Origin of the sequence: Pseudoruegeria aquimaris (assembly GCF_900172235.1) — a bacterium.
Classification (GTDB): Bacteria; Pseudomonadota; Alphaproteobacteria; order Rhodobacterales; family Rhodobacteraceae; genus Pseudoruegeria; species Pseudoruegeria aquimaris.
On the sequence record NZ_FWFQ01000010.1, the window covers coordinates 1 to 26,508 of the forward strand.

Annotated in this window: 25 protein-coding genes and 1 pseudogene; 12 read left to right on the forward strand and 14 right to left on the reverse strand. The window is 68.1% G+C overall.

Translation table 11 applies throughout. The annotated features are described in order from the left end of the window. Positions 1–89 precede the first annotated feature (89 nt). The 3 genes from PSA7680_RS08275 to sfsA form a co-directional block, all read right to left on the reverse strand. Entirely contained in the window at positions 90–965 is an 876-nt protein-coding gene (locus tag PSA7680_RS08275) for an ornithine carbamoyltransferase (RefSeq protein WP_085868244.1), read from the reverse strand. Between the two features lie 100 nt (positions 966–1,065). Next, positions 1,066–1,878: a type I methionyl aminopeptidase gene (gene map / locus PSA7680_RS08280; RefSeq protein WP_085868245.1), complete on the reverse strand. Its 813-nt coding sequence runs from the start codon at positions 1,876–1,878 to the stop codon at positions 1,066–1,068. A 235-nt stretch (positions 1,879–2,113) separates the two neighbouring features. Further along, the gene (sfsA, locus tag PSA7680_RS08285) at positions 2,114–2,836 is read right to left on the reverse strand and encodes a DNA/RNA nuclease SfsA (protein WP_085868246.1); all 723 of its coding nucleotides are present in this window, start codon (positions 2,834–2,836) and stop codon (positions 2,114–2,116) included. 49 nt (positions 2,837–2,885) lie between these two features. On the opposite strand from sfsA, the gene PSA7680_RS08290 reads away from it, so the two are divergent. From PSA7680_RS08290 to PSA7680_RS08305, 4 genes are read left to right on the forward strand one after another with little or no spacing between them, the layout of a single operon-like run. Then, a complete protein-coding gene (locus PSA7680_RS08290) occupies positions 2,886–3,614 on the forward strand; it encodes a competence/damage-inducible protein A (RefSeq protein ID WP_085868247.1) in 729 nt (242 codons plus the stop codon). Beyond that, positions 3,614–4,357 carry a GNAT family N-acetyltransferase gene (locus PSA7680_RS08295; RefSeq protein ID WP_085868248.1) on the forward strand — a complete coding sequence of 248 codons (744 nt, stop codon included), beginning with the start codon at positions 3,614–3,616 and terminating at the stop codon, positions 4,355–4,357. Before PSA7680_RS08290 ends, PSA7680_RS08295 begins: the two co-directional genes overlap by 1 nt. Then, positions 4,354–4,929, forward strand: a complete 576-nt coding sequence (locus PSA7680_RS08300) for a peroxidase-related enzyme (RefSeq protein ID WP_245824527.1) — start codon at positions 4,354–4,356, stop codon at positions 4,927–4,929. Before PSA7680_RS08295 ends, PSA7680_RS08300 begins: the two co-directional genes overlap by 4 nt. Then, positions 4,926–5,912 (forward strand): OmpA family protein, encoded by a 987-nt coding sequence (locus PSA7680_RS08305; RefSeq protein WP_085868249.1) that lies wholly within the window; start codon positions 4,926–4,928, stop codon positions 5,910–5,912. Before PSA7680_RS08300 ends, PSA7680_RS08305 begins: the two co-directional genes overlap by 4 nt. A 44-nt stretch (positions 5,913–5,956) precedes the next feature. Here PSA7680_RS08305 and PSA7680_RS08310 read toward each other — a convergent pair whose 3' ends face one another. The 6 genes from PSA7680_RS08310 to ilvD form a co-directional block, all read right to left on the reverse strand. Next, complete coding sequence (locus tag PSA7680_RS08310) at positions 5,957–6,862, reverse strand: LysR family transcriptional regulator (protein WP_085868250.1); 906 nt, start codon at positions 6,860–6,862, stop codon at positions 5,957–5,959. A gap of 222 nt (positions 6,863–7,084) precedes the next feature. Further along, on the reverse strand, positions 7,085–9,118 hold the full coding sequence (locus PSA7680_RS08315; protein ID WP_085868251.1) for an NADPH-dependent 2,4-dienoyl-CoA reductase: 2,034 nt from the start codon (positions 9,116–9,118) through the stop codon (positions 7,085–7,087). Positions 9,119–9,310: 192 nt separating this feature from the next. Further along, entirely contained in the window at positions 9,311–9,694 is a 384-nt protein-coding gene (locus PSA7680_RS08320) for a hypothetical protein (protein WP_085868252.1), read from the reverse strand. 13 nt (positions 9,695–9,707) lie between these two features. Then, a complete protein-coding gene (locus PSA7680_RS08325) occupies positions 9,708–10,481 on the reverse strand; it encodes a DUF6478 family protein (protein ID WP_085868253.1) in 774 nt (257 codons plus the stop codon). Positions 10,482–10,614: 133 nt separating this feature from the next. Then, positions 10,615–11,250 carry a hypothetical protein gene (locus tag PSA7680_RS08330; RefSeq protein ID WP_085868254.1) on the reverse strand — a complete coding sequence of 212 codons (636 nt, stop codon included), beginning with the start codon at positions 11,248–11,250 and terminating at the stop codon, positions 10,615–10,617. A 19-nt stretch (positions 11,251–11,269) separates the two neighbouring features. Beyond that, entirely contained in the window at positions 11,270–13,003 is a 1,734-nt protein-coding gene (gene ilvD / locus PSA7680_RS08335) for a dihydroxy-acid dehydratase (protein ID WP_085868255.1), read from the reverse strand. Positions 13,004–13,104: 101 nt separating this feature from the next. On the opposite strand from ilvD, the gene PSA7680_RS08340 reads away from it, so the two are divergent. The 3 genes from PSA7680_RS08340 to PSA7680_RS08350 all read left to right on the forward strand — a co-directional run bounded on the left by PSA7680_RS08340 (position 13,105) and on the right by PSA7680_RS08350 (position 16,384). After that, the gene (locus PSA7680_RS08340; RefSeq protein WP_085868256.1) at positions 13,105–14,001 is read left to right on the forward strand and encodes a CPBP family intramembrane glutamic endopeptidase; all 897 of its coding nucleotides are present in this window, start codon (positions 13,105–13,107) and stop codon (positions 13,999–14,001) included. A gap of 92 nt (positions 14,002–14,093) precedes the next feature. Beyond that, positions 14,094–15,110 carry an acetyl-CoA carboxylase, carboxyltransferase subunit beta gene (gene accD, locus PSA7680_RS08345; RefSeq protein ID WP_085868257.1) on the forward strand — a complete coding sequence of 339 codons (1,017 nt, stop codon included), beginning with the start codon at positions 14,094–14,096 and terminating at the stop codon, positions 15,108–15,110. A 35-nt stretch (positions 15,111–15,145) separates the two neighbouring features. After that, on the forward strand, positions 15,146–16,384 hold the full coding sequence (locus PSA7680_RS08350) for a bifunctional folylpolyglutamate synthase/dihydrofolate synthase (protein WP_085868359.1): 1,239 nt from the start codon (positions 15,146–15,148) through the stop codon (positions 16,382–16,384). Between the two features lie 121 nt (positions 16,385–16,505). On the opposite strand, the gene zapE is transcribed toward PSA7680_RS08350, so the two are convergent. Next, positions 16,506–17,594, reverse strand: a complete 1,089-nt coding sequence (gene zapE / locus PSA7680_RS08355) for a cell division protein ZapE (RefSeq protein WP_085868258.1) — start codon at positions 17,592–17,594, stop codon at positions 16,506–16,508. A 179-nt stretch (positions 17,595–17,773) separates the two neighbouring features. Between zapE and PSA7680_RS08360 the strand changes: the two genes are divergently transcribed. Together PSA7680_RS08360 and PSA7680_RS08365 are read left to right on the forward strand one after the other, a co-directional pair. Further along, positions 17,774–19,021: an MFS transporter gene (locus tag PSA7680_RS08360; protein WP_085868259.1), complete on the forward strand. Its 1,248-nt coding sequence runs from the start codon at positions 17,774–17,776 to the stop codon at positions 19,019–19,021. A 206-nt stretch (positions 19,022–19,227) separates the two neighbouring features. Beyond that, positions 19,228–20,680: pseudogene (locus tag PSA7680_RS08365) on the forward strand (DUF3604 domain-containing protein). A 1-nt stretch (position 20,681) separates the two neighbouring features. Here the strand turns inward: PSA7680_RS08365 and PSA7680_RS08370 are convergent. The 3 genes from PSA7680_RS08370 to PSA7680_RS08380 form a co-directional block, all read right to left on the reverse strand. Continuing rightward, entirely contained in the window at positions 20,682–21,470 is a 789-nt protein-coding gene (locus PSA7680_RS08370) for an exodeoxyribonuclease III (protein ID WP_085868260.1), read from the reverse strand. 77 nt (positions 21,471–21,547) lie between these two features. Continuing rightward, complete coding sequence (locus tag PSA7680_RS08375; RefSeq protein ID WP_217808328.1) at positions 21,548–22,537, reverse strand: zinc-dependent alcohol dehydrogenase family protein; 990 nt, start codon at positions 22,535–22,537, stop codon at positions 21,548–21,550. A 161-nt stretch (positions 22,538–22,698) separates the two neighbouring features. Beyond that, complete coding sequence (locus tag PSA7680_RS08380; protein WP_085868261.1) at positions 22,699–23,385, reverse strand: response regulator transcription factor; 687 nt, start codon at positions 23,383–23,385, stop codon at positions 22,699–22,701. A 184-nt stretch (positions 23,386–23,569) separates the two neighbouring features. Here PSA7680_RS08380 and ribA point away from each other — a divergent pair, with 184 nt between their 5' ends. Together ribA and PSA7680_RS08390 are read left to right on the forward strand one after the other, a co-directional pair. Further along, complete coding sequence (gene ribA, locus PSA7680_RS08385; protein WP_085868262.1) at positions 23,570–24,661, forward strand: GTP cyclohydrolase II; 1,092 nt, start codon at positions 23,570–23,572, stop codon at positions 24,659–24,661. Continuing rightward, positions 24,658–25,173 carry a L,D-transpeptidase family protein gene (locus tag PSA7680_RS08390; protein WP_085868263.1) on the forward strand — a complete coding sequence of 172 codons (516 nt, stop codon included), beginning with the start codon at positions 24,658–24,660 and terminating at the stop codon, positions 25,171–25,173. The genes ribA and PSA7680_RS08390 overlap by 4 nt, the downstream gene beginning before the upstream one ends. A 102-nt stretch (positions 25,174–25,275) precedes the next feature. On the opposite strand, the gene PSA7680_RS08395 is transcribed toward PSA7680_RS08390, so the two are convergent. Further along, positions 25,276–25,647, reverse strand: coding sequence for a hypothetical protein (locus PSA7680_RS08395; protein WP_085868264.1), 372 nt, complete (start codon positions 25,645–25,647; stop codon positions 25,276–25,278). Between the two features lie 96 nt (positions 25,648–25,743). Between PSA7680_RS08395 and PSA7680_RS08400 the strand changes: the two genes are divergently transcribed. Beyond that, the gene (locus PSA7680_RS08400) at positions 25,744–26,502 is read left to right on the forward strand and encodes an alpha/beta fold hydrolase (RefSeq protein WP_085868265.1); all 759 of its coding nucleotides are present in this window, start codon (positions 25,744–25,746) and stop codon (positions 26,500–26,502) included. Positions 26,503–26,508 lie beyond the last annotated feature (6 nt).

Consider the following 26,508-nt stretch of genomic DNA (forward strand, 5'->3'; position numbering starts at 1 on the left):
TTCAGCGCTTTATGTCTGCCAAACCCGCACGCCCGAAAGCCCTGCACACCGCCAGCAGAAGCGGCGCGCCGTTGACGGGGCTCCCTCAGTCAGGACGGCATCCTCTCCGCCAGCACCGCCTCCGCAAAGGCCATCTGCACATGCATCAGCTGCGCCTTCGCCGCCACGGCGACGCAGCGCGGGTGAGTCATCGCGTCTTCGCTCACCTCTTCGCCCCGGCTCACCGGCGGGCAGGGAATGAACAGGCAGCCGGGTCGTGTCGCATCCAGCCGCGCGGCGGTGATGCGAAACGGCGCCATCTCGGCCTCCGTGGCCCCGGCGGGCCAGCAATCGGTGACGATCACGTCGGCATCGGCGAGGGCGTCCATGTCCTCGGTGCAGGTCAGGCGGTGGGTGGCGTAGCGGCCGGTGTCGAGCCAGCGGGCGCGCGGGGCGATCTGCGTCACCTCCAGCGGCAACGCCACGGCGGCTTCGGCCCATGAGGCGAGGATGTTGGCCGCCGGCGCCACGGCGGCCACGCGAAGGCCTTCGAGCCCGCCTCGCAGCGCCCGCACGTAGGAGAGATCGCCGAGCACCTCGAACGGGTGGTTCTGCCGCGTGCGCAGGTTCAGCACCGGCAGGGCGCTGGCGGCGGCGAAGGCCTCCAGCGCGCCGAGGCTGGGGGTGCGCACGGCGACGAGATCGAACCAGTTGGCAAGGTAACGGGCCAGATCCTGCGGGTGCTCCCCGCCGGTCAGCCCCACGGGCACATGCACGCAATGGGCGCCCATGCTGGCGGCGCCAAGCTCCATCGCCACGGTGTTGCGCCAGCCGCGCTCCTCCACGATCAGCGCGATGCGCCGCCCTTCAAGGAGCGGCGGCACGATACCGGCGGCGTATTCCCGCCCCAGCGCGATGGCGCGTTGCAGCAGGTGGTCGGCCTGACGCGGCTTCAGGTCGCTGACGCGCAGAAGATGTTGAGACACATGCTTTTCCCTGTTCCCTGCCCGGCATCCTTGCCGTTGCGGCACGGCGGATCAAGCCCGCCGGCGCCGGCGCCCGCCATCGAGGGGGAAAAGCGGCCCCCTATTCCCCGTAGGTGGGGTGGAAGCGGCCGGCGGGCGACAGGGTGAAGATCTCGACACCATCGGCGGTGACGCCGACCGAGTGTTCGAACTGGGCCGAGAGGCTCTTGTCGCGGGTGACGGCCGTCCAGTCGTCGGCCAGCACCTTGGTTTCGGGGCGCCCGAGGTTGATCATCGGCTCGATGGTGAAGAACATGCCCTCCTCCAGAACCGGGCCGGTGCCGGGGCGGCCGTAGTGCAGCACGTTGGGCGGGGCATGGAAGACGCGGCCCAGCCCGTGGCCGCAGAAATCGCGCACCACCGACATGCGGTGGCTCTCAGCGTAGCTCTGGATCGCGTGGCCGATGTCGCCGAAGGTGTTGCCCGGCTTCACCGCCTCGATGCCCTTCATCAGGGAATCATGCGTCACCTGGATCAGGCGCTCGGCCTTGCGCGGCAGTTTTCCGGCCACGTACATGCGGCTGGTGTCGCCATACCAGCCGTCCACGATCACGGTCACGTCGATGTTGAGGATGTCGCCATCCTTCAGCTTCTTGTCGCCCGGAATGCCGTGGCAGACGACGTGGTTCACCGAGATGCAGGAGGCGTGCTGGTAGCCCTTGTAGCCGATGGTGGCCGATTTCGCACCCTTGGCCTCGACCTGCTCGGTGATCCAGCGATCGATCTCGCCGGTCGTCGCGCCGGGCACCACGAGGGCGGCGACGCCATCAAGGATTTCCGCGGCCACGCGGCCGGCGGCATGCATGCCTGCAAAGGCGTCCTGCGGGTAGATGCGGATCCCGTCACGGGTCAGGCGGCCACGGCTATCGTCCAAGGGAATGCTCCGAACAGATGGATTTCGCGCTACAGATAAGGGTTTTGCGCGGAAAGTGCCAGTAGGGGAAAGGCACAGCCTGCGCAGACCCCGACAACCGCGCAAGATTCCAACAACGACGACATGGTTTCGCCCGGCGGCACGCCGGGCAGCCCCCGTCCGTCCCCTCGGGCGGGGGCTTCACCCCCACCCGGCGGACCGGGCCAGCCCTTCACGCCACACCTCCGCAATGTAACTACTTTTCAGTCCCTTTAACGGCTTCCATTGGCAGCTCCCCCGCCAGCCACACCCCCTCCGGCGAAATCCGCGTGCCGTGGCAGAGCGCCTCCACCCCGGCGGCGCGTGCCTCGATGAAGGCGGCCGCATAGGCCGGGTCCATGTCGGCGGCCAGCGCGAAGCGGGCGCAATCGGTGCGCTGCACGAGGTAGAGCATCACAGCGCGGTGGCCCTGCGCCACCATCTCCGCCAGCTCGCCGAGGTGCTTGCGCCCGCGCGCCGTCACGCTGTCGGGGAACTCCGCCAGATCGCCCCTGCGCCGCAGATGAACGTTCTTCACCTCCACGTAGCAATCCGGCAGGCCGGGCTCGGTGAGCAGGAAATCCACCCGGCTCGCCGCGCCGTATTTCGCCTCGGGCCGCACGCCGGAGTAAGCGGAAAGCGCCGGGATGGCGCGCGCCAGCAGCGCTTCCTTCACCACGCGGTTGGGCACGCCGGTATCGATGCCCGTCCAGTGGCCGCCTTCGTGCTCCACCAGCCGCCAGCCGTATTTCAGCTTCTTCCTCGGGTCGTCGTTGGGCTCGAGCCAGATCCGCATCCCCGGGTCCTGAAGCCCGATCATGCCACCCGGATTGGGGCAATGGGCCACCACCTCGCGGCCATCCTCAAGCCGCACATCGGCGAGAAAACGTTTGTAGCGGCGGATCAGCGTGGCGGGCACGAGAGGGGTTTGAAAGCGCATGGGGCAGGCCTATACCGAAGCCAACCACCCGGCAAGACGGAGCCCAGCCATGCCCAACCCCACCGCCGCCATGCTCGTCATCGGGGACGAGATCCTCTCGGGACGCACCCGCGATTCCAACATGCATTTCCTCGCCGGCGAACTGGCCAAGCAGGGGATCGACCTGATCGAGGCGCGCGTGGTGGGCGACGATCGCGCGGCGATCATCGGCGCGGTGCGGGCGCTCTCCGCCGCCGCCGACCACGTGTTCACCTCCGGCGGCATCGGCCCCACCCATGATGACATCACCGCCGAATGCATCGCCGCGGCCTTCGACACGCCGATCGGCGTGCGCGAAGATGCCCGCAGACTGCTGGCCGATCACTACGCCGCCACGGGCCGCGAGCTGAACGAGGCCCGCCTCCGGATGGCACGCATCCCCGAGGGCGCCACGCTGATCGACAACCCCGTCTCCATCGCGCCGGGCTTCACGCTGAAGAACGTGCATGTGATGGCCGGGGTGCCCTCGGTGTTCCAGGCCATGGTGGCCTCGGTGCTGCCCACGCTCACCGGCGGCGCGCCGCTGCTGTCGCAGTCGCTGCGCATCAACCGCGGCGAGGGCGACATCGCCGGGCCGTTGGCGGCGCTGGCGGCGGATTTCCCGGATCTCTCCATCGGCTCCTACCCCTTCCAGCAGGACGGCGCCTACGGCGCGAACATCGTGATCCGCGGCACCGACGGGGCACGGATCGACGCCGCCATGACCCGGCTGGCGCAGGAATTCGAGGGCGCGCTCTGATGCACGCCCCCGATCGGGCCGCCCTCTTCGCGGCACTGGAAGCCACCTGGCCCGCGGCGCGGTGCGAAGCGCACGGCCCGTGGCTCATCCGGTTCGGCGCAGGCGGCGGCAAACGCGTCTCCGCCGCGACACCCACAGGCCCGGTGAGCGCGTCCGACATCCCGCAGGCGGAGGAAGCCATGCGCGCGCTGGGGCAGGCGCCGCTCTTCATGATCCGCTCCGAGGACGCCGCGCTGGACGCGGCGCTTCAGGCACGGGGCTACGCGGTGGTGGATCCGGTCGCGCTCTACGTGGCCCCGATCGAACGGCTGGCCGCCATCGAGACCGAGCGGCTCTCCGGTTTTGCGATCTGGCCGCCGCTGGCCATCCAGGAGGAGATCTGGGCAGAAGCCGGCATCGGCCCGGCGCGGCTGGCGGTGATGGAGCGCGCGAAAGGGCCCAAGGCCGCGATCCTCGGCCGTGCCGATGCCCGCGCGGCGGGCACCGCCTTCGTGGCGCTGCACGGCGAGATCGCCATGATCCACGCGCTCGAAGTCTCGCCCCGGATGCGGCGCAAGCAGACCGGGCGGCGGATGATGGGCGTGGCGGCGCAATGGGCGCAGAAGGCCGGCGCACGTTGGATCGCGCTGGCCGTGACGCGCGAAAACATGCCGGCCAACGCGCTCTATGCTTCCCTCGGCATGGCTTCTGTGGAAACCTACCACTACCGAATTCCGGTTTCCGCAGAGGCACATACCGCGTGACGACAGAAGACAAGCCAGCCACCGCGCTGGATCTGCCGATGGTGGATCCGCTCCCCGATGACATTCAGAAGTATTTCGACGTCTGCGCCGAGAAGCTGGGCCTCGTGCCCAACGTGTTGAAGGCCTATGCCTTCGATATCGAAAAGCTCAACGCCTTCACCGGCCTCTACAACGATCTGATGCTGGCGGACTCGGGCCTGAGCAAGCTGGAGCGCGAGATGATCGCCGTCGTCGTCTCCTCGATCAACCGCTGCTACTACTGCCTCGTGGCCCATGGCGCGGCGGTGCGCCAGCTTTCTGGCGATCCGGAACTGGGCGAGATGCTCGTCATGAACTACCGGGTGGCGCCGCTTTCGGCCCGCCACCGGGCGATGCTCGATTTCGCCGCGCTGATGACCAACGCCAGCTACACCATCGAGGAGAAAGACCGCGAAGCCCTGCGCAGCGTAGGATTTTCCGAGCGCGACATCTGGGACATCGCCGCCGTCGCCGGCTTCTTCAACATGAGCAACCGCATCGCCTCGGCCACCGACATGCGCCCCAACCCAGAGTATCACGCACAGGCCAGATGAGCACCCGCCTCGCCATATGCGCCGCCGCGCTGGCCACCCTGTGCGGCGGGGCCTTCGCCGCGCCGCTGACCCTGCCGGAAGGCGCGCTCCTGTCGGCGAGGCAATCCGAGCCGCTGGCCAGCTACGCCTTGCCGCTGTCACCGTGGAAGGACGGCGCGATGGACACGCAGCAGGTGGAGGGCGCCTTCAGCCAGTCCGCCTACCGGCTGCCGGACTCGCAGCTCGCCACGCTGGAGATCCTCGCCCCGCTGCGCGACCAGCTTGAAGCGGAGGGCTTCGAGATCCTCTTCACCTGCGAAACCGACGGCTGCGGCGGCTTCGATTTCCGCTATTCGACCCGGATCCTGCCCGAGCCCGACATGCATGTGGATCTCGGCGATTTCCGTTTCCTCTCGGCCCGCAAGGGCGCCGGCGAGGCGGCGGAATACCTGAGCCTCCTGGCCAGCCGCAGCGCCGCGAGCGGCTTCCTCCAGCTCACCCGCGTGCTGCCCCCCGGACACCCCGAGGCCGCCGCCCTGAGCGCGGCCGCCGGGGCCACAGATGCCACAGGCGTCACGGGGGAAGTTGCGGCCCGTCCGGTGGAAAGCGCGCCGGCCGCCGCCGCCGGCAGCCTCGCCGAGAAGCTGGAGCGCGACGGCCATTCGGTGCTCGACGATCTGGTTTTCGAATCGGGCTCCGCGCAGCTTGGCGCCGGCCCCTTCGCCACGCTCGCCGAACTGGCCGCCTACCTCGCGGCGCACCCCGGGCGCACCATCGCTCTCGTCGGCCATACCGATGCGGAAGGCTCGCTGGAGGCCAACGTGGCGCTCTCGAAGAAGCGGGCGGCCTCCGTGGCGGAGCGGCTAATCTCGGTGCATGGGGTGGACGCCGCGCAGATCAGCGCGGAAGGCATGGGCTTCCTGTCACCGCTCGCCAGCAACCTCACGGAAGACGGGCGCACGAAGAACAGACGGGTCGAAGTGATCCTCACTTCGACCCAGTAATGCGCGCCCGGGAGAAATGACGCGCGCGAGGGAAAACCGGGGGGTTACCAGTCGTCGGGGCCCTTGTCGGCAAAGGCCTCGACGAGGAAATCGATGAAGGCGCGCACCTTGGGCTGGGTGAAACGGCCCGGCGGATAGACGGCATAGATGCCCTGCGTCTCCCGCGGCAGGCCGGGAATGGCCTCCTCCACCAGCCCCTTCCTCATCGCATCGCCGTAGAGGAAGCTCGGCAGATAGGCGATGCCGAGGCCGGAAATCGCGGCATTGAGCAGGGATTGCCCGTCGTTCACCGAGAGCCAGCCGGCCGTGCGCACCTGGCGCTTCTCGCCGGAGGGGGCGGTGAGCTTCCAGACCGCGCCGTTGGACTGGCTTGAATAATGCAGCAGCTTGTGCTCGTTCAGATCGTCGATCTTCTGCGGGCGGCCGTATTTCTCGAAATAGGCCGGGCTGCCGATCATCCGCTTGGTGGTTTCGGTCAGCTTTCGGGCGCGCAGGGAGCTGTCTTCCAGCTCGCCGATTCGCACGGCCATGTCGAACCCCTCGCTGATCAGCTCCACGTAGCGGTTGTTGAGCACCATGTTCACGGTGATGTCGGGGAATTCGAGCAGGAAATCCCCCAGCACCGGCGACAGATGATTCACCCCGAAATCGGTGGCGACGGAGATGCGCAGCAGCCCCGAAGGCGCCGATTGCATAGATGTCACCAGCGCATCGGCTTCACCGGCATCGTTCAGCACGCGGCGGGCCCGATCGTAATAGGCAAGGCCGATCTCGGTGGGGCTCACGCGGCGCGTGGTGCGGTTCAGCAGGCGGGCGCCGAGGCGGGCCTCCAGCGACGACACATGCTTGGAAACCGCCGATTTGGAGATGCCCATCTTGCGGGCGGCGTCCGTGAAACCTCCCTGATCCACCACGGTGGCGAAGGCTTCCATTTCGGTCAAACGGTCCATAACAAGTCCTACCAGATCCTGAGTTCCCCCAAGGTTATGCGGACAGAATCGGGCGGAAATGGGGTGAACGCCCGACAATCTCGGGATTTAAAACGGGATCGTTCGGGTCGGGGAAACAGCGAAACAATCGCGGCGTCGGCGCGCACTTCAGTGTTTTCCCTGCAATACCCCCGGGGCGCGGCGGCCCCGGGCGCGGCAGGTTCCGAAAAAGATCGGGAAGGATCAGAGCGTAGCGGCGAGCCGCGTGCCCTGGTCGATGGCGCGCTTGGCGTCCAGTTCGGCGGCCACGTCGGCGCCGCCGATCACGTGCACGGGCTTGCCGGTGGCTTCCAGCGCCTCGGCCAGCGAGCGCTCCGAGACCTGCCCGGCGCAGATCACCACGGTTTCGGCCGGGATCACCTGCGGGTTCTCGCGCGCCTCGCCGTAGCTCACGTGCAGCCCCTCGGAATCGATCTTCTCGTAGTTCACGCCGCCGATCATCTTCACGCCCTTCATCTGGAGCGCGGCACGGTGGATCCAGCCCGTCGTCTTGCCCAGCCCCTTGCCGGGCTTCTGGGCCTTGCGCTGCAGCAGCGTCACCGCGCGCGCCGGAGCATGGGGGTGCGGGCCGTCGCTGGCCAGGCCGCCGCGGGTCTCTTCCGGGTCGCCCACGCCCCATTCCTCCTTCCAGAGTTCGAGGTCTTCCGTCGGGCTCTTGCCCTCGTGCACGAGGTATTCGGACACGTCGAAGCCGATGCCGCCGGCGCCGATCACGGCCACCGTCTTGCCGACGGGTTTCTTCTCGCGCAGCACGTCGATGTAGCCGAGCACGTTGTCGCCATCCTGGCCGGGGATCTGCGGATCGCGCGGCACGACGCCCGTGGCCACGATCACCTCGTCGAAATCGGCGAGCGCCTCGGGGGTGGCCTCGGTGCCGAGCTTCACGGTGATGCCGGACTTGGCCACCATCGTCTCGAACCACTGCACGAAGCCGTGGAACTCCTCCTTGCCGGGGATCTGCTTGGCGATGTTGAGCTGCCCGCCCAGTTCCTGCGCCTTGTCGAACAGGGTCACCCGGTGGCCGCGTTCATCCAGCGTGAGCGCGGCGGCAAGGCCGGCCGGGCCGGCGCCGACCACGGCAAAGGACTTCGGCGTCTCGGTGGGGGTGATGGTGATCTCGGTCTCGTGGCAGGCGCGCGGGTTCACGAGGCAGCTCGTCAGCTTGCCCGAGAAGGTGTGATCGAGGCAAGCCTGGTTGCAGGCGATGCAGGGCGCGATCTCGTCCGCGCGGCCGGCCTCGGCCTTGGCCACGAAATGCGGATCCGCAAGGAAGGGGCGCGCCATGGACACCATGTCGGCGCAGCCCTCCGCCAGCACCGCTTCGGCCACCTCGGGCGTGTTGATCCGGTTGGAGGTGACGAGCGGCACGTTCACCTTGCCCATCAGCTTGCGGGTGACCCAGGTGAAGGCGCGGCGCGGCACCGAGGTGGCGATGGTGGGCACGCGGGCTTCGTGCCAGCCGATGCCGGTGTTGATGATGGTGGCGCCCGCGGCCTCCACGGCCTGCGCCAGCTGCACCACCTCTTCGTGGGTGGAGCCGTTGGGCACGAGGTCGATCATCGACAGCCGGTAGATGATGATGAAATCCTCGCCCACCGCCTCGCGGCAGCGGCGCACGATCTCCACCGGCAGGCGCATCCGGTTCTCGTAGGAGCCGCCCCAGCGGTCGGTCCGCTTGTTGGTATGGGTCACCAGGAACTGGTTGATGAAATAGCCCTCGGACCCCATGATCTCGACGCCATCATACCCGGCCTCGCGGGCACGGACGGTGGCGGTCACGAAATCCGCGATCTGCTTCTCGATGCCCGCCTCGTCCAGCTCCTTCGGCGGGAAGGGGGAGATCGGGGACTTGATCGGCGAGGGCGCGACGCATTCCGGCGAATAGGCATAGCGGCCGGCATGGAGAATCTGCATGGCGATCTTGCCGCCGTTCTCGTGCACGCGGTCGGTAACGACCCGGTGGTTGGCGATGTCCTGCTCGGTGAAGAGGCCGGCGGCGCCGGGGAAGACACCGCCTTCGCGGTTGGGCGCCATGCCGCCGGTGACGATCAGCGCCACCCCGCCGCGCGCGCGTTCGGCGTAGAACTCCGCGACCCGGTTCCAATCCTTCGTTTCCTCGAGGCCGGTGTGCATCGAGCCCATCAACACGCGGTTCTTGAGCGTGGTGAAGCCCAGGTCGAGAGGTGCCAGAAGATGCGGGTATCGGGATTGGGTCATGGTGTCCTCCTGCTATCCCCCAAGATGTCGTCCAAGGGGCATGGCTTGTCACGCGGAACGCGGCGTCAAGATGTTGACGCGAACGTAAAGCAGGCCGCGCGCCGGTGTCCAGCCCCGGCAGGGCCACCCCGCCTCTCCTGACGGCAAAAGTCCGCGGGGCGCGCAGGGCAGCCGGCGCCGCGAGGGGCGTCCTCAGCCCATGGTTTCCACGCAATGGCGGCGGAAGGCGCGTTTGAGCATGTCCAGCTCGGCCCGCAGCAGGTCCATCTCGGCGCGGATGTCCTCCGACATCGGCTCGCCGGTCAGGATCGCGAAGCTGCCGAGGGTCACGTCATCGGGGCGGGAGCGGATCAGGAAGGTCTGCACCCCGTCCGAGAGCGCGGCCGCCGGAATGGGGATGCGCAGGTGCCACTGGCCCTGCGCCCCGTCGATGGGTTCGAGGCTCACCCCTTCCACCGGCTTTTCCAGATGCGTCACCTCGATCTCGGGCGCGCCGTCCGCGCCGCCTTCCAGCGACAGCACCCCTTCCCAGACACCGGCCTGGATGCGGCTCTTCGTCAGTTGGGCTTCGGCCATGGCAGGGCTCCTTCTAGAGTTCGGCGCGCGGGCGGCGGGTGAGGGTGAGATCGCGCAGGATGATCTGGTTCATCTCCGGCCCTTCGAAGATGAAATCCACCCACATGCGCTCCACGCGCTTCTCGTTGAGCTTGGTGTAGGTCATGTCGAACTCCACCGAGACATCCTCGGACTGCCACGGCAGCTCGCGCACGATCTGTTCGGTGTTCGGCCCGTGCTTAACGTTCAGACGGGCGAAGATCTCGAGCGGCTTCTCAAGTTCGACGATGGCATCGAGCTTCACGAGGTGGCGCTTGCGCAGCCCGTGGGCGGCCTCCTCGGGCAGGTCGATCGCCAGCGACAGGAAGCTGCCGTCGAAGCGGAACACGTCCATCCGCAGCCCGAAAGGGGCGAGATCCTCTTCGCGGGTGTTGCGGATCTGGCGCACGGTGAGTTCGGAGATGGAGCAATCGTGGTAGACCGTCACCTCGCTGCCGATCTTCTCCTGCGTCTGCACCGCCGCGCGCCCCGGCGGGTTGAGCGGGCCGCGCCACAGCTCGGGGCGGTAGGCCCAGTCGCAGAACATCGGCTTCTGGATCGCGTTGGAGCCGATCATCGGCAGGGTGAGGCGGCTGTCGGCCACGTAGGTGAGCTTGTCGAGCTGGGAGCGCAGTTGCCGCGCCCGGCCGCGCCACTTGCGCAGATCCGACGGCGAGGCCGCCTCGGCGGCGGCCGCGAGGCGCTTCCAGCGCGCGAGGTTTCGCTTGAACAGGAATCCGTCCAGCTGCGTGTCGATCCGTTTGGCCATCCTTGCCTGCCTTGCCCTCGAAGTATCGGCCCGCACGGCCCGCGCGGCGGGCCCGCGACGGGCACGAGGGGGCACATGCCCTGCCCCGATGATTTGTGCAATCATCCCAAGGCTTCAGGCCGCAATCAACACCTTAAGACCGGTTTTCCCGGCTTATTTTCCGCACGAAGGATTTCAGCACCGAGAGGCCCTGCTGCGCGGAGAGCGGCGCGGCCTCGGTGCCCAGCACGCTGGCCGACACGATGTGGCCATCGACGTCGAAGAAGGCACGCCAGTATTCCGCGCTCCCGCCCGCGGCGGCGCCCTGCGCGAGGTCGCGGGTGCGCACGTAGAAGACGCGCCCCTCGGTCCGGGTTTCCAGCACATCGATGCTTTCGGCCCGGCCGTCGCGGCTCAGGATGCGGCGGCCTTCCTCGGAGCGGAAATAGCGCTCCAGCGACGGAAGCGTCTGGGCGATGGTGTAGCCGGCCTCCAGCCCGCTGACGCTGGCGGTGATGACGGCACGCACCGCCGGTTCGCGGTGGCGGGCATCCTGGGTGATCGCGGCGCAGCTTCCCAGCAGCACGAAAGCCTCACCGTCGCGCTGGCGGGAGGCGGCCAGATCCACGCAGTAACCCGCCGGACCGGCGATCACCACGGCCGGTTCGGACACGCGCACCCGCAGCGCCGCCGGACGGGTGTTCTCTGGGCTGTTTCGGGAAGGGGCGGCGGGGGCCTCGGTGGGCGCGCCCGCCAGCATCATCAGCGCGCCGGCCGCGAGGGCCGCCACGCTGTTTCCTGTTCCGACCTTACAGGTCCATGTAGACATGTTTCTCCGCTTTGCCGCCCGGATGGGTCACGGCACCGCGATAGGTGGCCTGCACCTGCTGCGCGTATTTCCACAGCGCGCCGGAGGCGTAGATCGTTTCGCGGGGGCCTGCCCAGTTTGCCTTACGTTCGGCGAGTTCCTCGTCGCTCAGGGCCACCGAGATCTCGCCTTTGATTGCGTCGATCGTAATCATGTCTCCGTTCTTGAGCAACGCGATCGGCCCGCCATGAGCGGCTTCCGGCCCAACGTGGCCCACGCAGAAGCCGCGGGTCGCACCGGAGAAGCGGCCATCGGTGATCAGCGCCACCTTCTTGCCCATGCCCTGGCCCGAAAGCGCGGCCGTGGTGGCGAGCATTTCGCGCATGCCGGGGCCGCCGGAGGGGCCCTCGTTGCGGATCACCAGCACTTCGCCTTCTTCGTATTCGCGCGCCTGGACAGCGGCGAAGGCCTCTTCCTCACATTCGAACACGCGGGCCGGGCCGGTGAAGACCTGCTGCTCGGCGCTCATGCCGGCCACCTTCACGATGGCACCTTCCGGCGCGAGGTTGCCCTTCAGCCCGACGACGCCGCCGGTCTTGGTGATCGGCGCGGCGACGGAGTGGATCACGCGGCCGTCGGCCTCGCGGGTGATCTTGTCGAGTTCTTCGCCGATGGAGTAGCCCGAGGCCGTCATGCAGTCGCGGATGATGAGCCCGGCCTTGTCGAGCTCCTTCATCACCACCGGCACGCCGCCCGCCTCGTAGAGATCCTTGGCCACGAACTGCCCGCCCGGCTTCAGATCCACGAAATAGGGCGTGTCGCGGAAGATTTCGCAGACGTCATCGAGGAAGAACTCGATGCCGGCTTCATGGGCGATGGCGGGCAGGTGCAGGCCGGCGTTGGTGGAGCCGCCGGTGCAGGCCACCACGCGGGCGGCGTTGATCAGCGAGTCGCGGGTGACGACGTCACGCGCGCGGATGTTCTTCTCAAGCAGGTTCATCACCGCCCGGCCCGAGGCCTCGCCGTATTGGTCGCGGCTCTCGTAGGGCGCCGGCGCGCCGGAGGAGTTGAACAGCGCGAGGCCGATGGCCTCGGAGACGCAGGCCATGGTGTTGGCGGTGAACTGGCCGCCGCAGGCGCCGGCGGAGGGGCAGGCCACGGCTTCGAGCTTCTCCAGTTCGCAGGTGGAGAGGTTGCCGGCCTGGTGCTGGCCCACGGCCTCGAACACGTCCTGCACGGTCACGTCCTTGCCGTTGTGGCGGCCCGGGAGGATGGAGCCGCCGTAGATGAAGACGCTGGGCACGTTCAGCCGCACCATGGCCATCATCATGCCGGGGAGGGATTTGTCGCAGCCGGCGAGGCCCACGAGCGCGTCATAGCAGTGGCCGCGCATCGTCAGTTCCACCGTGTCGGCGATGGCCTCGCGGGAGGCGAGCGAGGAGCGCATGCCCTCGTGGCCCATGGCGATGCCGTCGGTCACGGTGATGGTGGTGAACTCGCGCGGCGTGCCCATCGCCTGTTTCACGCCCATCTTCACCGATTGGGCCTGGCGGTTGAGCGCGATGTTGCAGGGGGCGGCCTCGTTCCAGCAGGTGGCCACGCCGACGAGCGGCTGGTGGATCTCGGCCTCGCTCAGCCCCATCGCGTACATGTAGGAGCGGTGCGGCGCACGGGCCGGCCCTTCCGTCACGTGGCGGCTGGGCAGTTTGGATTTGTCGAACGGCGGCTTGAGCATGGAAGACCTCCCAGAAGTTGGCTGGGTTTTCGAATAGGCCGTGAAGAGGGATTTCACAAGCGCGATTGCGGTTTTCCCGCCCCGCGGGTAGCGTCGCGCCGATGACGAGACACACGCCCCGCGCCTACCACCCCCATGACGCCTTCGTGGCCCCCGCACGCGCCAAGCCCGCGCTGTGGCGGCTGATTCTGGGCATTGCCGGGGCCGGGGCCTTCTACATGATCGCCGGCAGCGCCCTATTCGCCGCATTTGCCATCCTCGAAGGCCCGGTCGGCCCCCGGATGGACGGGTTCATCCCCGGCACGCCGCTGATAACCTTCGGCCTGCTCCTCGGCTTCGGCTTCATGATCGTCGGCGCCTGGCTGGCCGCGCGGCTGCTGCACGGGCGCGGCTTCGGCACGCTCATCGGCCCCGTGGATCTTTTCGGCACGACCTTCCGCAAGGCGCTCATCGCCATCGTTCTGGTGGAGATCGCCATCTTCGCCCTGCCCCCATATCTGATGCCTGATCTCGAACCCGGGCTGCCGCTGCCGCAATGGGTGATCCTGCTGCCATTCTCTATGGGCGCGCTGTTCCTTCAGGTGGTGGCGGAGGAGATCTTCTTCCGCGGCTACGTCCAGCAGCAGCTCGCCGCACGCTTCGCAAGCCCGCTCGTCTGGATGGTGCTGCCTTCGGCGCTCTTCGCCTTCGGGCACTACGATCCCGCCAACACCGGCGACAACGCCCTCATGATCGTGGCGTGGTCCTTCGCCTTCGGCCTCGTCGCCGCCGATCTCACCGCGCGCACCGGCAGCATCGGCGCGGCCACCGCGCTGCATTTCGCCAACAACGCCTTCGGCATCCTTCTGGTGAGCCCGCCGGGGCCGCTTTCGGGCCTGTCGCTCTACACCCTTCCCTTCACGCTCGCGGACCTGCCGGCGGGCGATCCGCTGATCCTGATCGATCTCGGCCTCATCCTCTGCGGCTGGCTCGCGATACGTCTGGCGCTCAAGGTCTGATTGCATTTCCCTTGGGTGCACCTTATTTCAGTGCGCAACACAGGCACTGGCCAGCACAGGCACTGGCATCGGCACAGGGGAAGCGCACGCGCATGAACTGGATCACCAACTACGTCCGCCCGCGGATCAACTCGCTGTTTTCGCGCCGCGAGGTGCCCGAGAACCTCTGGACGAAATGCCCCGAGTGCGGAACCATGCTGTTCCACCGCGAGCTGGCCGACAACCTCCAGGTCTGCACCAACTGCGATCACCACCTGCCGATTTCCCCGCGCGAGCGCTTCGACGCGCTCTTTGACGGCGGGATCTACGTCGAGGTGAAGGTGCCCGAGGTGCTGGCCGATCCGCTGAACTTCCGCGACCAGAAGAAATATCCCGACCGCATGAAGGCCGCCGTCAAGAAGACCGGCGAGAAGGACGCCATGCTCGTGGGCGAAGGCGAGATGGCCGGCACCGATATCGTGGCCGCCGCGCAGAACTTCGCCTTCATGGGCGGCTCCATGGGCATGTACGTGGGCAACGCCATCATCGCCGCCGCCGAGCGCGCGGTCGAGAAACGCTGCCCGCTGATCCTGTTCTCCGCCGCCGGCGGTGCCCGGATGCAGGAAGGCATCCTCAGCCTGATGCAGATGCCGCGCACCACCGTGGCCGTGCAGATGCTCAAGGAAGCCGGGCTGCCCTACATCGTCGTGCTCACCCACCCCACCACCGGCGGCGTCACCGCCTCCTACGCCATGCTGGGCGACATCCAGATCGCCGAGCCCAACGCGCTGATCGGCTTCGCCGGCACCCGGGTGATCGAGCAGACCATCCGCGAGAAACTGCCGGAGGGTTTCCAGCGCTCCGAATACCTGCTCGATCACGGGATGCTGGATCGCGTCACCGACCGCCGCAAGCTGCGCGACGAGCTGGTGGCCATCTGCCGGATGCTGATGAAGCAGCCCCCCGCCGTGGCCGGCACCCTGCCCACGCCCGAGGAACCGCCCGCCGCCGAAGCCGGCGAGCCCGAAGCGCCCGAAGCCGCCGCCGATCCCGCCCCGCAAGCCGCACCCGCCGAGGCCGAAACCGCGGCCGGCTCCGAGCCCGACGCCGGGAGCAAGGCCAAGCCGTGAGCGCCACGCAGGGCTCCGACGCCATCCTCCAGCGGATGATGGCGCTGCATCCGAAGATCATCGACCTCACGCTGGATCGCGTCTGGCGCCTGCTAGACGCGCTCGATCACCCCGAGCGCGCGCTGCCGCCGGTGATCCACATCGCCGGCACCAACGGCAAGGGCAGCACGCAGGCGATGATCCGCGCCGGGCTGGAAGCCGCGGGCCGCAGCGTCCACGCCTATACCTCTCCGCATCTCGCCCGCTTCCACGAACGGATCCGCCTCGCCGGCACGCTGATCTCCGAAGAAGCGCTCACCGCGGTGCTGGATGAATGCTACGCCGCCAACGGCACCGCGCCGATCACCTATTTCGAGATCACCACCGTCGCCGCGCTGCTGGCCTTCGCCCGCACGCCCGCCGATTTCACGCTGCTCGAAGTCGGCCTCGGCGGGCGGCTGGACGCCACCAACGTCATCGACACCCCGGCGCTGACCGTGATCACCCCGGTCAGCATCGACCACCAGCAGTTCCTCGGCGACACCCTGCCCGAGATCGCCGGAGAGAAGGCCGGCATCCTGAAGCGCGGCGTGCCCTGCGTCGTCGGGCGGCAGGAAGAGGCCGCGCTCGAGGTGATCGAGGCCCGCGCCGCGCGCCTCGGCGCCCCGCTTCTGGCGCAGGGGCAGCACTGGCACGTCTGGCAGGAGCGCGGCCGCCTGGTCTACCAGGACGAAACCGGCCTCCTCGATCTCCCCCTGCCCGCCCTGCGCGGCGCCCACCAGATCGACAACGCCGGCATGGCCATCGCCGCGCTGCGCCACCTCGGTTTCGGCGAAGCCGCCTGCGAGGGCGCCATGTGCAACGTCACGTGGCCCGCGCGGATGCAACGGCTCAGGACGGGCCCGCTCGTCGATCTCGCCGGACCGGCGGAGCTCTGGCTGGACGGCGGCCACAACCCGGCCGCCGGCGAGGCCCTCGCGGCCCTTCTTGCGGAGCTCCCCGACAGGCCCACGCACCTGATCTGCGGCATGCTCAACACCAAGGACATCGGCGGCTACCTGCGCCCGCTGGCCGCGCGCGCCCACAGCCTGCACGCGGTATCCATCCCCGGCGAAGCGGCGACCCTGCCCGCGGTCGAAACCGCCCGGGCCGCCCGCGCGGCCGGTTTCGAAGCCCATGAATCTGAAAGCGTAACCGCCGCCATCGCCGCCATCACGGCGCGCGATCCGCATGCCCGCATCCTGATCTGCGGCTCGCTCTACCTCGCCGGCGCGATCCTGCGCGAAAACGGCTGAGCCGGGCCAAGCGGGGCTGGCCGCCCCGCACCCCGTGGATGATTCCGGTCAAAAGACGCGCCCCACTTTGTTCCCCAAAATATCCCGGGGGAGCCGCCGCAGGCGGCGGGGGCAGCGCCCCCTAGGGCGCGTCGGTGCGGCCCCAGTCGGCGTCCTGCATCTCGCGCAGGCGGCTGGCGGTTCGCTCGAATTCGAAACTGCCCTCGCCTTCGAGGTAGAGCATCTCGGGCTCGGCGGCGGCGGAGCAGATCAGCCGCACGCGCGCCTCGTAGAGCGCATCGATCAGGGTCACGAAACGCCGTGCCTCGTTGAAGTTGCTGCGCGACAGGTTCGGGATGTCGTCCAGCACCAGAACCCGCACAGCCTGCGCGATCGCGAGGTAGTCCGCCGGGCCGAGCGGCCTGCCGCAGAGATCGAAGAAACTCGCGCGGGCCACGCCGTTGCGATAGGCGGGCAAAGTCACCTCGCGGCCCTTCACCTGAAGGGTGAGCGGCGCGGCCTCGCCCCCGGTCAACCCGGCCCAGACGGCGCGGATGCGCGCCCGCGCGGCGGCGTTGACGGGGGTGAAATAGACCTGCTCGCCCGAGAGGCGGTCCTGCCGGTAGTCCGTCGGGCTGGCCAGTTCGTGCACCACCATGCGCTCCTTCAGCAGCTTGATGAAGGGCAGGAACAGGTGACGGTTCAGCCCGTCCTTGTAGAGATCGTCGGGCACGCGGTTGGAGGTGGTGACGACGACGACGCCGGCGGCGAAGAGCTTGTCGAAAAGCCGGCCCACGATCATCGCGTCGGTGATGTCGCTGATCTGCATCTCGTCGAAGGCCAGCAACCGCACCTGCGCGGCCACGGCATCGGCCACCGGCTGGATCGCATCATCCACGCCCGTCTTGCGGGCCTCATGCAGCGCGGCGTGGATTTCCTGCATGAAGGCGTGGAAATGCACGCGGCGCTTCTCTTCGATGGCGAGGTTCTCCACGAAGAGATCCATCAGCATGGATTTGCCGCGCCCGACGCCACCCCAGAGATACAGCCCGTCCGGCGTCTTGGGCGGCTTGCTGAACAGCCCGCCCAACACCCCGCGCCGGCGCGTCTTCGCCGCTTCGAGGTGGGCGCGGATGTCCTGCAGGATCGGAAGCACCAGCTCCTGCGCCGGATCGGGGCGGATGTCCCCGGCCTTCACCTTCCGTGCATAGATCTCGCTCAGAGTCGCCATGTCGCCCTGCCTGTTCGCCGTGCCTGTTCGCCCTCTGCGCCCCCCTGTGCCAAACTTCGCCCGCAAAGCCAAGCTCCTGCGCGGCTTTCATCGCCCCGGCGCATGGGTCGGGTCACAAATTCTGAATTGACGGCACAGCCCCCATCGCGGAACGTGGCGCGGCTTTGCAGGAGGACAGGATGCAGGATACGCGCGCACCCCTACTTTCGCCGGTGCTGATCGGCGGCTGTATCGTCATCATGGTCAGCTTCGCCATCCGGGCGAGCTTCGGCGTGTTCCAGATCCCGATCGCGGAGGAGTTCGGCTGGCTGCGGGCGGAGTTCTCCCTCGCCATCGCCATCCAGAACCTCGCCTGGGGCGTGGGCCAGCCGATCTTCGGCGCCATCGCCGAGAAATTCGGCGACCGCAAGGCGATGATCCTGGGCGCGCTCACCTATGCGGCGGGGCTGGTGCTTTCGGCCAATGCCGTCACGCCCGGCGCGCACCAGTTCCTCGAGATCCTCGTGGGCTTCGGCATCGCGGGCACCGGCTTCGGCGTGATCCTCGCGATGGTCGGGCGCGCGGCGAGCGACGAACACCGCTCCATGGCGCTCGGCATCGCCACGGCGGCCGGCTCCATGGGGCAGGTCATCGGCGCGCCCACCGCGGAGTGGCTGCTGAGCTTCATGAGCTGGCAGAACGTCTTTCTCGTGTTCGCCGCCACGATCATCCTCGTGCTGGCGGTTCTGCCGATGATGCGCGCGCCGATGGCGAGCAAGGCCGAGATCGAGGAGAGCATGGGCACGATCCTCGGGAAGGCCTTCCGGGATCCGAGCTACACGCTGATCTTCCTCGGGTTCTTTTCCTGCGGCTACCAGCTGGCCTTCATCACCGCGCATTTCCCCGCCTTCGTGGCCGAGATGTGCGGCCCGATCCTGGCCGGCGGCGTGCTGCATTCGGTGGGCATCACCACCACCTCCGCCCTCGGCGCCGTGGCGATCTCGCTGATCGGCATCTCCAACATCGCCGGCACGCTCTTTGCCAGCTGGCTGGGCAAGCGCTACTCGAAGAAATACCTGCTGGCCGGGATCTACACCCTGCGCACGCTCGTGGCCGCCGCCTTCATCCTGCTGCCGATCACCCCTACCTCGGTCGTGATCTTTTCCATCGCCATGGGCTCGCTCTGGCTGGCCACCGTGCCGCTGACCTCGGGCCTCGTGGCCTATATCTACGGCCTGCGCTACATGGGGACGCTCTACGGCATCGTCTTCTTCAGCCACCAGCTCGGCAGTTTCCTCGGCGTCTGGCTGGGCGGGCGCATGTATGACCTGACGGGCGACTACACCGCCGTCTGGTGGGTCGGCGTCGGGGTCGGGGCCTTCTCCGCCATCGTGCACCTGCCGGTGAAGGAGCGCCCGCTCGCCCTGCGCGGCGGCGCCCATGCCTGACGCGGCCCCGGCCGCGCTGCCCGGCGCCGTCCGGCGCGGCGACGCTCTGCAGGCGAAATCCGCGAACGGTTGAGCCCGCAGGGCAGCGCCGATTTTGCGCGCGGCCCTTTTTCGCGTAGGCTGCCCGGATCGCCCCAAACGCGCGCCAATCCCGAAAGGAGCCGCCCGTCTATTCCCCCTTCGCGGGCCGCGGCTACCCGGATCAGGTGCTGTTCGGGGATCTGCATTTCCACACCGAGATTTCCTTCGATGCCGGCCTGATCGGCACCTCGCTCAACGTGCATGACGCCTTCCGCGTCGCCCGCGGCGAGAAGATCCGCTCCAACACCGGCCAGCCCGTGCAACTGATCCGTTCGCTGGATTTCCTCGCCGTCACCGAGCACGCCGAGATGATCGGACTGGCCACCGCCATCCGCAGGAGCGATCCGCGCCTCTTGCTGGATGACTGGGGCGGGCGCATCCACGCGCTCTTCAACGGCAGCCAGCAGGACCGCATGGCCGCCTTCGGCGAGATCATCGAGATCGGCACGGTGCAGGGGATCGATCCGACCGCCGGGCTTGGGCTGGACGGCGATCTCTGGGTGGATCTCGTGGAGACGATCGACAGCGACAACGAGCCCGGTGTGTTCACCTCGCTGGCGGGCTTCGAATGGACCTTCACCCCCAAGGGCGACATGAGCAACGGGCTGATGTTTCCGGAGACCAAGTTCGACGGCTCCCCCCTGACGGCGGAGTATGCCGCCAAGCGCATCCGCTGGGAGCCGATTCACGAGATGACCCAGATCAAGGGCGACGAGGAAACCCATCCGCTGCTTTCACCCGATGACGAATTCGCCGATTTCGAGCGCTGGGACGTGGCCAACCTCTCCGGCCCCGCCGCCAAGACGCCCGAGATGCTGCAATACGAATACGCCCGCTCGGCGCTGAAACTGGGGCTGAAGATCGGCCGCGAGATCGGGGTGAACCCCGACAAGTTCGGGATGTACGGCACGACCGACAGCCACACGGCCCTGCCCACCACCCGCGAAGACAACTGCTTCGGAAAATACCAGCACACCGAACCCTCGCCCGACAGTCACGGGATGGACGTGATCCCGGCGGAGGATCCCGCCCTGCGCATCATCACCGCGCAGGAATCCGCCTCGGGCCTCACCGCCGTCTGGGCGCGGGAAAACACCCGGCGCGAGGTCTTCGGCGCGCTGACCCGCAAGGAGGCCTATGCCACCACCGGCTCGCGGCTGCGGGTGCGCGTGCCCTGCGCGATCCCGACGGCGCCAACCTCGACCGGATCCAGATCGTGAAGGGCTGGCTGGACGCCGAGGGGCAGACCCATGAGCGCGTCCATGACATCGCCGTGTCCGGCGGGCGCGAGATCGGCGCGGACGGCGGGCGCGTGAGGCCGTGGGCTCCACGGTGGACGTGGCCTCCGCCACCTACACCAACGCCATCGGCGCACCGGCGTTGCAGGGGTTCTGGGAAGATCCAGAGTTCGACGCGGCGCAGGATGCCTTCTACCACGTGCGGGTCATCGAAATCCCGAAGCCGCGCTGGACGACCCATGACGCGGCCTTCTACGGCGTGCCCCTGCCCGAGGCCGTGCCCGCCGAGGTGCAGGACCGCGCCTATACCTCGCCGATCTTCTACACGGCCGCGCGCTGAGTCAGAGATCGAAGGTGGCAAACACCGGCGCGTGGTCGGAGGGCTTTTCCCACCCGCGCGCGGCGCGCAGCACCCGGCTGGAATGGGCCGCACCGGCGATGTCGGGCGTCGCCCAGACGTGATCGAGCCGGCGGCCCTTGTCCGCGGCGTCCCAATCCTTCGCCCGGTAGGACCACCAGGAATAGAGCCGCCCGTCGGGGATGTCGGCGCGGGTCACATCCACCCAGTTGCCGGCCTCCTGCACCTGCGCCAGGTGCTCGACCTCGATCGGCGTGTGGCTGACGACCTTCAGAAGCTTCTTGTGATCCCAGACGTCATCTTCGCGCGGTGCTATGTTGAGATCGCCCACGAGGATGGATCTCTCAGGCGTATCGGCGTGGAAGCTGTCGCGCATCTCCGTGAGGTAGTCGAGCTTCTGGCCGAATTTCTCGTTCACCTCCCGGTCGGCCACGTCGCCGCCCGCAGGCACGTAGAAATTGTGGATGGTGACGCCGTTCTCCAGCCGCCCGGCGATGTGGCGGGCATGACCGAGGCCGGCGAAATCCTCGCTGCCGGCTTCCTCCATCGGGATCTTGGAGAGGATCGCGACGCCGTTGTAGCCCTTCTGCCCGCGCGCCACCATGTGGTGGTAGCCCAGCGCCCGGAAGCCTTCGAGCGGGATCTTCTCGACCGGGCTCTTGCATTCCTGCAGGCAGAGAACGTCCGGCGCCTCCTCCTGCATCAGCTTGAGCACGATCTCCTCGCGCAGGCGGACGGAGTTGATGTTCCAGGTGGCGAGGGTGAAGGGCATGGGCGCGGCTCCGCAGGGGCAGTCAGGGCAAAGGCAAAGAAGGCCCGCGCGGGCGGGCCTTCGGGATCGTGGCGGAGTTAAACACCCTCGCTCGGCGCAAGCAAGACCTTGCCGCCCCGCCCGTCGCGCGCGGCATGGGCCACGGCGTCGGAGAGCGCGGACAGCGGATAGACGGCATCCACGGCGGCAGAGAGCTTGCCTTGGGCGATCAGCCCGATCAGCGCGCCGAAGACCTCCTGCTTGCGGGCCGGGCTGGCCTGCGTGAACCAGCGCGCCAGCCAGAAGCCGCGCACCTGCACATCGCGGAAGATCACCGCCTGCGGGCTGAGCATGGCCGGCATGTTGGACATCGCCCCGTAGGAGACCATCACGCCGCCGGGCGCGAGGCATTCGCTCATCCGGGCGAAGGTGCCGCCTGACACCGCGTCCAGCCCGAGCCGGATGCGCCCCTCGCCCACCGCGTCGGCCACGCGCTGGGGCAGGTCTTCGCCATCCACCAGCACGACATCGGCGCCCAGTTCTTCAAGCTCGGCCGCCAGTTCGGCGCGGCGCACCACGTTGACCGTGCGGATGCCGCGCTGCGCGGCAAGCTGGATCACGTAGCGGCCCACGGCGGAGTTGGCGGCGGACTGGATGATCCAGTCGCCTTCGTGCAGATCCACGAAGTCCTGAAGCAGAAGGTAGGCCGTGGGCGGGTTCACCGTGAGCATGGACAGCTGGTCGAGATCGGCCTCCGGCAGGGCAAAGAGCGTCGCCGCATCGGCCACAACTTCGCTCTGCCAGGTGCCGCAGCCCGCCGGCAGAAGCACGAGATCACCCGGCTTCACGTGACCGACGCCGGCCCCCACCTCGGCGATGCGCCCCAGGCCTTCGTTGCCGGCCACGGCCGGAAGCTCGGGTTTCACGCCGTAGTTGCCGGCCACCTGGATCAGGTCGGACGGGTTGATGGGCGCGCGCAGCACCTGGATCCGCGCCTGCCCCTCGCCGGGGGCCTGCGCCTCGGTTTCGTTGAGGTGGAGGACGTCGGCGGGATCGCCGAAGGAATCGTAGCGGGCCTGAAGCACCATGGGACTGCCTTTCTCGTGGCTTATGGTTCGTTGCTGAAGCCCTCCATGTAGGCGCCCGGGCCGGCGATAGAACCCGTGGGCGAAAAAAAGGCCCGGCGCGGGGCCGGGCCAGTCCAACAGGGAGGTTTCAGAACATTGCCCCGTTCTGAGAGGGGAACCCGTCAGGAGGCGAGGCGGTAACCGCCGCTCTCCGTCACCAGCAGCCGCGCGTTGGAAGGATCGGGTTCGATCTTCTGGCGCAGCCGGTAGATATGCGTTTCTAACGTATGCGTCGTTACGCCGGCGTTATAGCCCCAGACCTCGTGCAGCAGCACGTCGCGCGGGACGACGCCTTCGGACGCGCGGTAGAGGAACTTGAGGATGTTGGTTTCCTTCTCGGTGAGCCGGATCTTGCGATCGTCCTCGTCCACCAGCATCTTCATCGACGGCTTGAACGTGTACGGCCCGAGCTGGAAGACGGCATCTTCGCTCTGTTCGTGCTGGCGCAGCTGGGCGCGGATGCGGGCCAGCAGAACCGGGAACTTGAAGGGCTTGGTGATGTAGTCGTTGGCACCGGCGTCGAGGCCGAGGATGGTGTCGGCGTCGCTGTCGTGGCCGGTGAGCATGAGGATCGGGCATTTCACCCCCTGCTTGCGCAGCAGCCGGCACAGCTCGCGGCCATCGGTATCGGGCAGGCCCACGTCGAGGATCACGAGATCGTAGATGGCCTCCTTGGCCTTGGCCATGGCCTCCTGGCCGTTGCCGGCCTCGAAGACATCGAAATCCTCCGTCATCACGAGCTGTTCGCTCAGCGCTTCGCGGAGATCTTCATCGTCGTCCACCAGCAGGATTTTCTTAAGCGTTGCCATGTCTTTCGCGCTCCTCGCTCTGTCTGGAGAAGAGTTGATCATCGCGCCGCCCGGCGGCAAGATTTGCTACAACAAATTCACGCGCTCGTGTCAAAACGCCACGAAAGCCGCGAGAAATGTTTCACATTCCCGCGGCGAGCCTCTAAATAGCGGGCTCTGGCTGTAACAGTATAACAGGCCCGCCATGCATCTGCGCCCCGACATCACCGAGCTTCAGGCCCGCGCCCGTGCCGATCTGCGCATGGGCGTGCCCGTCGTGCTGGGGCTCGAAGGGCGCTTCGCGCTCGTGGCCGCCGCCGAGACGCTCGGTCCGCAGCGCCTTGCCGACATCCGCAGCCTGCCCGGCCAGCCGGTGCTGGCGATCACCGCCCGCCGCGCCGAGACGCTGAAGGCGCGCGCCTACGATGCGCAGGCCGCCCGCGTGGTGATCCCGGAGAGCGCCACCTGCGACTGGCTGCGCAGCCTGTCCGATCCGGCCGATGACCTGATGCACCCGATGAAGGGCCCCCTGCAGACCCTGCGCGAGGGCGACGCACGGCTGGCCCGCGCCGCCATCACCTTCTGCAAGGCCGCGCGCCTGCTGCCGGCGGCGCTGCTGCTGGAGATCGACGCCGGCCCCGCCTTCGCCGCCGAGCACGGGCTGACCTGGCTCGACGCCGGTGCCGCCTACCCCGTGCTGCACACCACGAGCCCGATGAACGAAGTGGTGCACGCGCGCCTTCCGATGACCGTCTCCGAGGCCGGACGGCTGCACATCTATCGCCCCGAGGACGGCGGCGAGGAGCATTACGCGGTGGAGATCGGCAGCCCGCCGCGCGACGCCCCGGTGCTTGCGCGGCTGCATTCGGCCTGTTTCACCGGCGACATCCTCGGCTCCCTGAAATGCGATTGCGGCCCACAGCTGCGCGGCGCGCTGGCGCAGATGGGCCGCGAGGGCGCGGGCGTGCTGCTCTACCTCAACCAGGAGGGGCGCGGCATCGGCCTTGCCAACAAGATGCGCGCCTATTCGCTTCAGGATCAGGGCTTCGACACGGTGGAGGCCAACCACCGGCTCGGCTTCGAGGACGACGAGCGCGATTTCCGCATCGGCTCCGAGATCCTCAAGCGCATGGGCTTCTCGCAGGTCCGGCTGATGACGAACAACCCGAAGAAGGTCGCGATGATGGAGGCGGCCGGGGTGAAGGTCACCGAGCGCGTGCCGCTGAAGGTGGGTCAGAACCCGCTGAACGAAGCCTACCTCGCCACCAAGGCGGCGAAATCGGGGCACCTGCTGTGAACACCCGACCGCAGGATCTTGTGCTCACCCCGCGCGGGATCCGCTTTCTGGGCCGAACCTTCCCCTGCGCGATCGGGCGCGGCGGGGTTTCCACCAGCAAGCGCGAGGGCGACGGCGCCACGCCTGCCGGCGTGCACCGGATCATGGGGCTGATGGCGCGGCCGGACCGCGTGCGCGTTGCGGGCGAGGCCTTCCCCATCGGCCCGCGCGATCTCTGGAGCGACGCCTCCGGCGAACCGGACTACAACCAGCATGTGCGCGCGCCCTACGGCCACAGCCACGAGCGCCTGCGCCGCGCCGATCCGCTCTACGATCTGGTGCTGGTGACGGATTGGAACTGGCCGCTGGCCGAGGCCGGGATGGGCTCGGCGATCTTCCTGCACATCTGGCGCAAGCCGCGCCATCCCACGGAAGGCTGCATCGCCTTCCGCCGCGATCACTTCCGCTGGATCATCGACCGGCTGGAGCCGGAGAACCGGCTGATCGTGCCGGAGGCTTTGGCGGGGCGGTAGGACCTTCCGCCCGGCGGCACGCCGGGCAGCCCCCGCCCGCCCCCAAGGCGGGGGCTTTCAGCCCCCACCACGGGCTGGGGCCGCCCTCATCGCTTCAACGATTCAAACAAACCCGCGCCAGACGAGCACCACCACGAACAGCACGATCACCACGAAGATCGCCCAGGCCACGCTGGTCAGGATGCCGAGCCACATCGCCTTGCGCCGCTCCGCCGGGTCCACCGCTTGCAGATGCCGCTTGCAGTTTTCATAGGCGGCCTGCGCGCGGGCGGGATCGATCCGGCGCGCGAGCTTGGGGTGTTCGGCCAGCTTCACGCTTTCGGAGAGAAACGCCGCATCCGCCCGCACCGCCTTGGGCAGGAAGCGGCGCGACTTGCGCGCCTGCGCGGCGAGCGTGCGCCCGCGGATCGCGAGTTTTTCGGAGAACAGGCCCGAGATCTCCTCGGCCATCTGCTGAACCGGCACCATCGTCATCGTCACTTTTCCTAGCAGCCCCACCGGCTTACAACCTTGCCGCCGCAATCTCAATCCATCTGGCGCGCACGCGCGCCAGCGGCTAAAAGCGCAGCCATGCTCAACACGCTTCGCACAGGCTCCGCCAACGGCCGCCCGCCCCTTTTGATCGTCCACGGCCTCTATGGCTCGGCCCGCAATTGGGGCGTGATCGCCAAGCGGCTGTCGGATGAGCGCGAGGTGCTGACGGTGGACATGCGCAACCACGGCGAAAGCCCGCATTTCCCAACCCACGCCTATCCGGATCTCGCCGCCGACCTCGCCGAGGTGATCGCCGCCAACGGCGGACAGGCGGACGTCGTGGGCCATTCCATGGGCGGCAAGGCCAGCATGGTGCTGGCGCTCGCCCACCCCGAGATGGTGCACCGCCTGGTGGTGGCCGATATCGCCCCCGTCGCCTACAGCCACACGCAGGTGCAATACATCCACGCCATGCGCGGGCTGGATCTTTCCGCCGTCTCCACGCGCGGCGATGCGGATCGCGCGCTGAAAAACAGCGTGCCCGAAGATGGCATCCGCGCCTTTCTGCTGCAATCGCTGGACGTGAAGGGCAAGCGCTGGCGGCTGAACCTCGACACGCTGGAAGCCGAGATGAGCAAGATCGTCGGCTTTCCCGAAGTCAGCGGGCAGTTCGGCGGGCCGACGCTCTTCCTGTCGGGGGCGGAGTCGGACTACGTGCGCCCCGAACACCGCGAGAAGATCAAAACGCTCTTCCCCAAGGCGCGGTTCTCACGCATCCCCGGCGCCGGCCACTGGCTGCACGCCGAGAAACCGCGCGAGTTCGAGGCCACGCTGCGGGTCTTCCTGAACGCCTGAAACGCC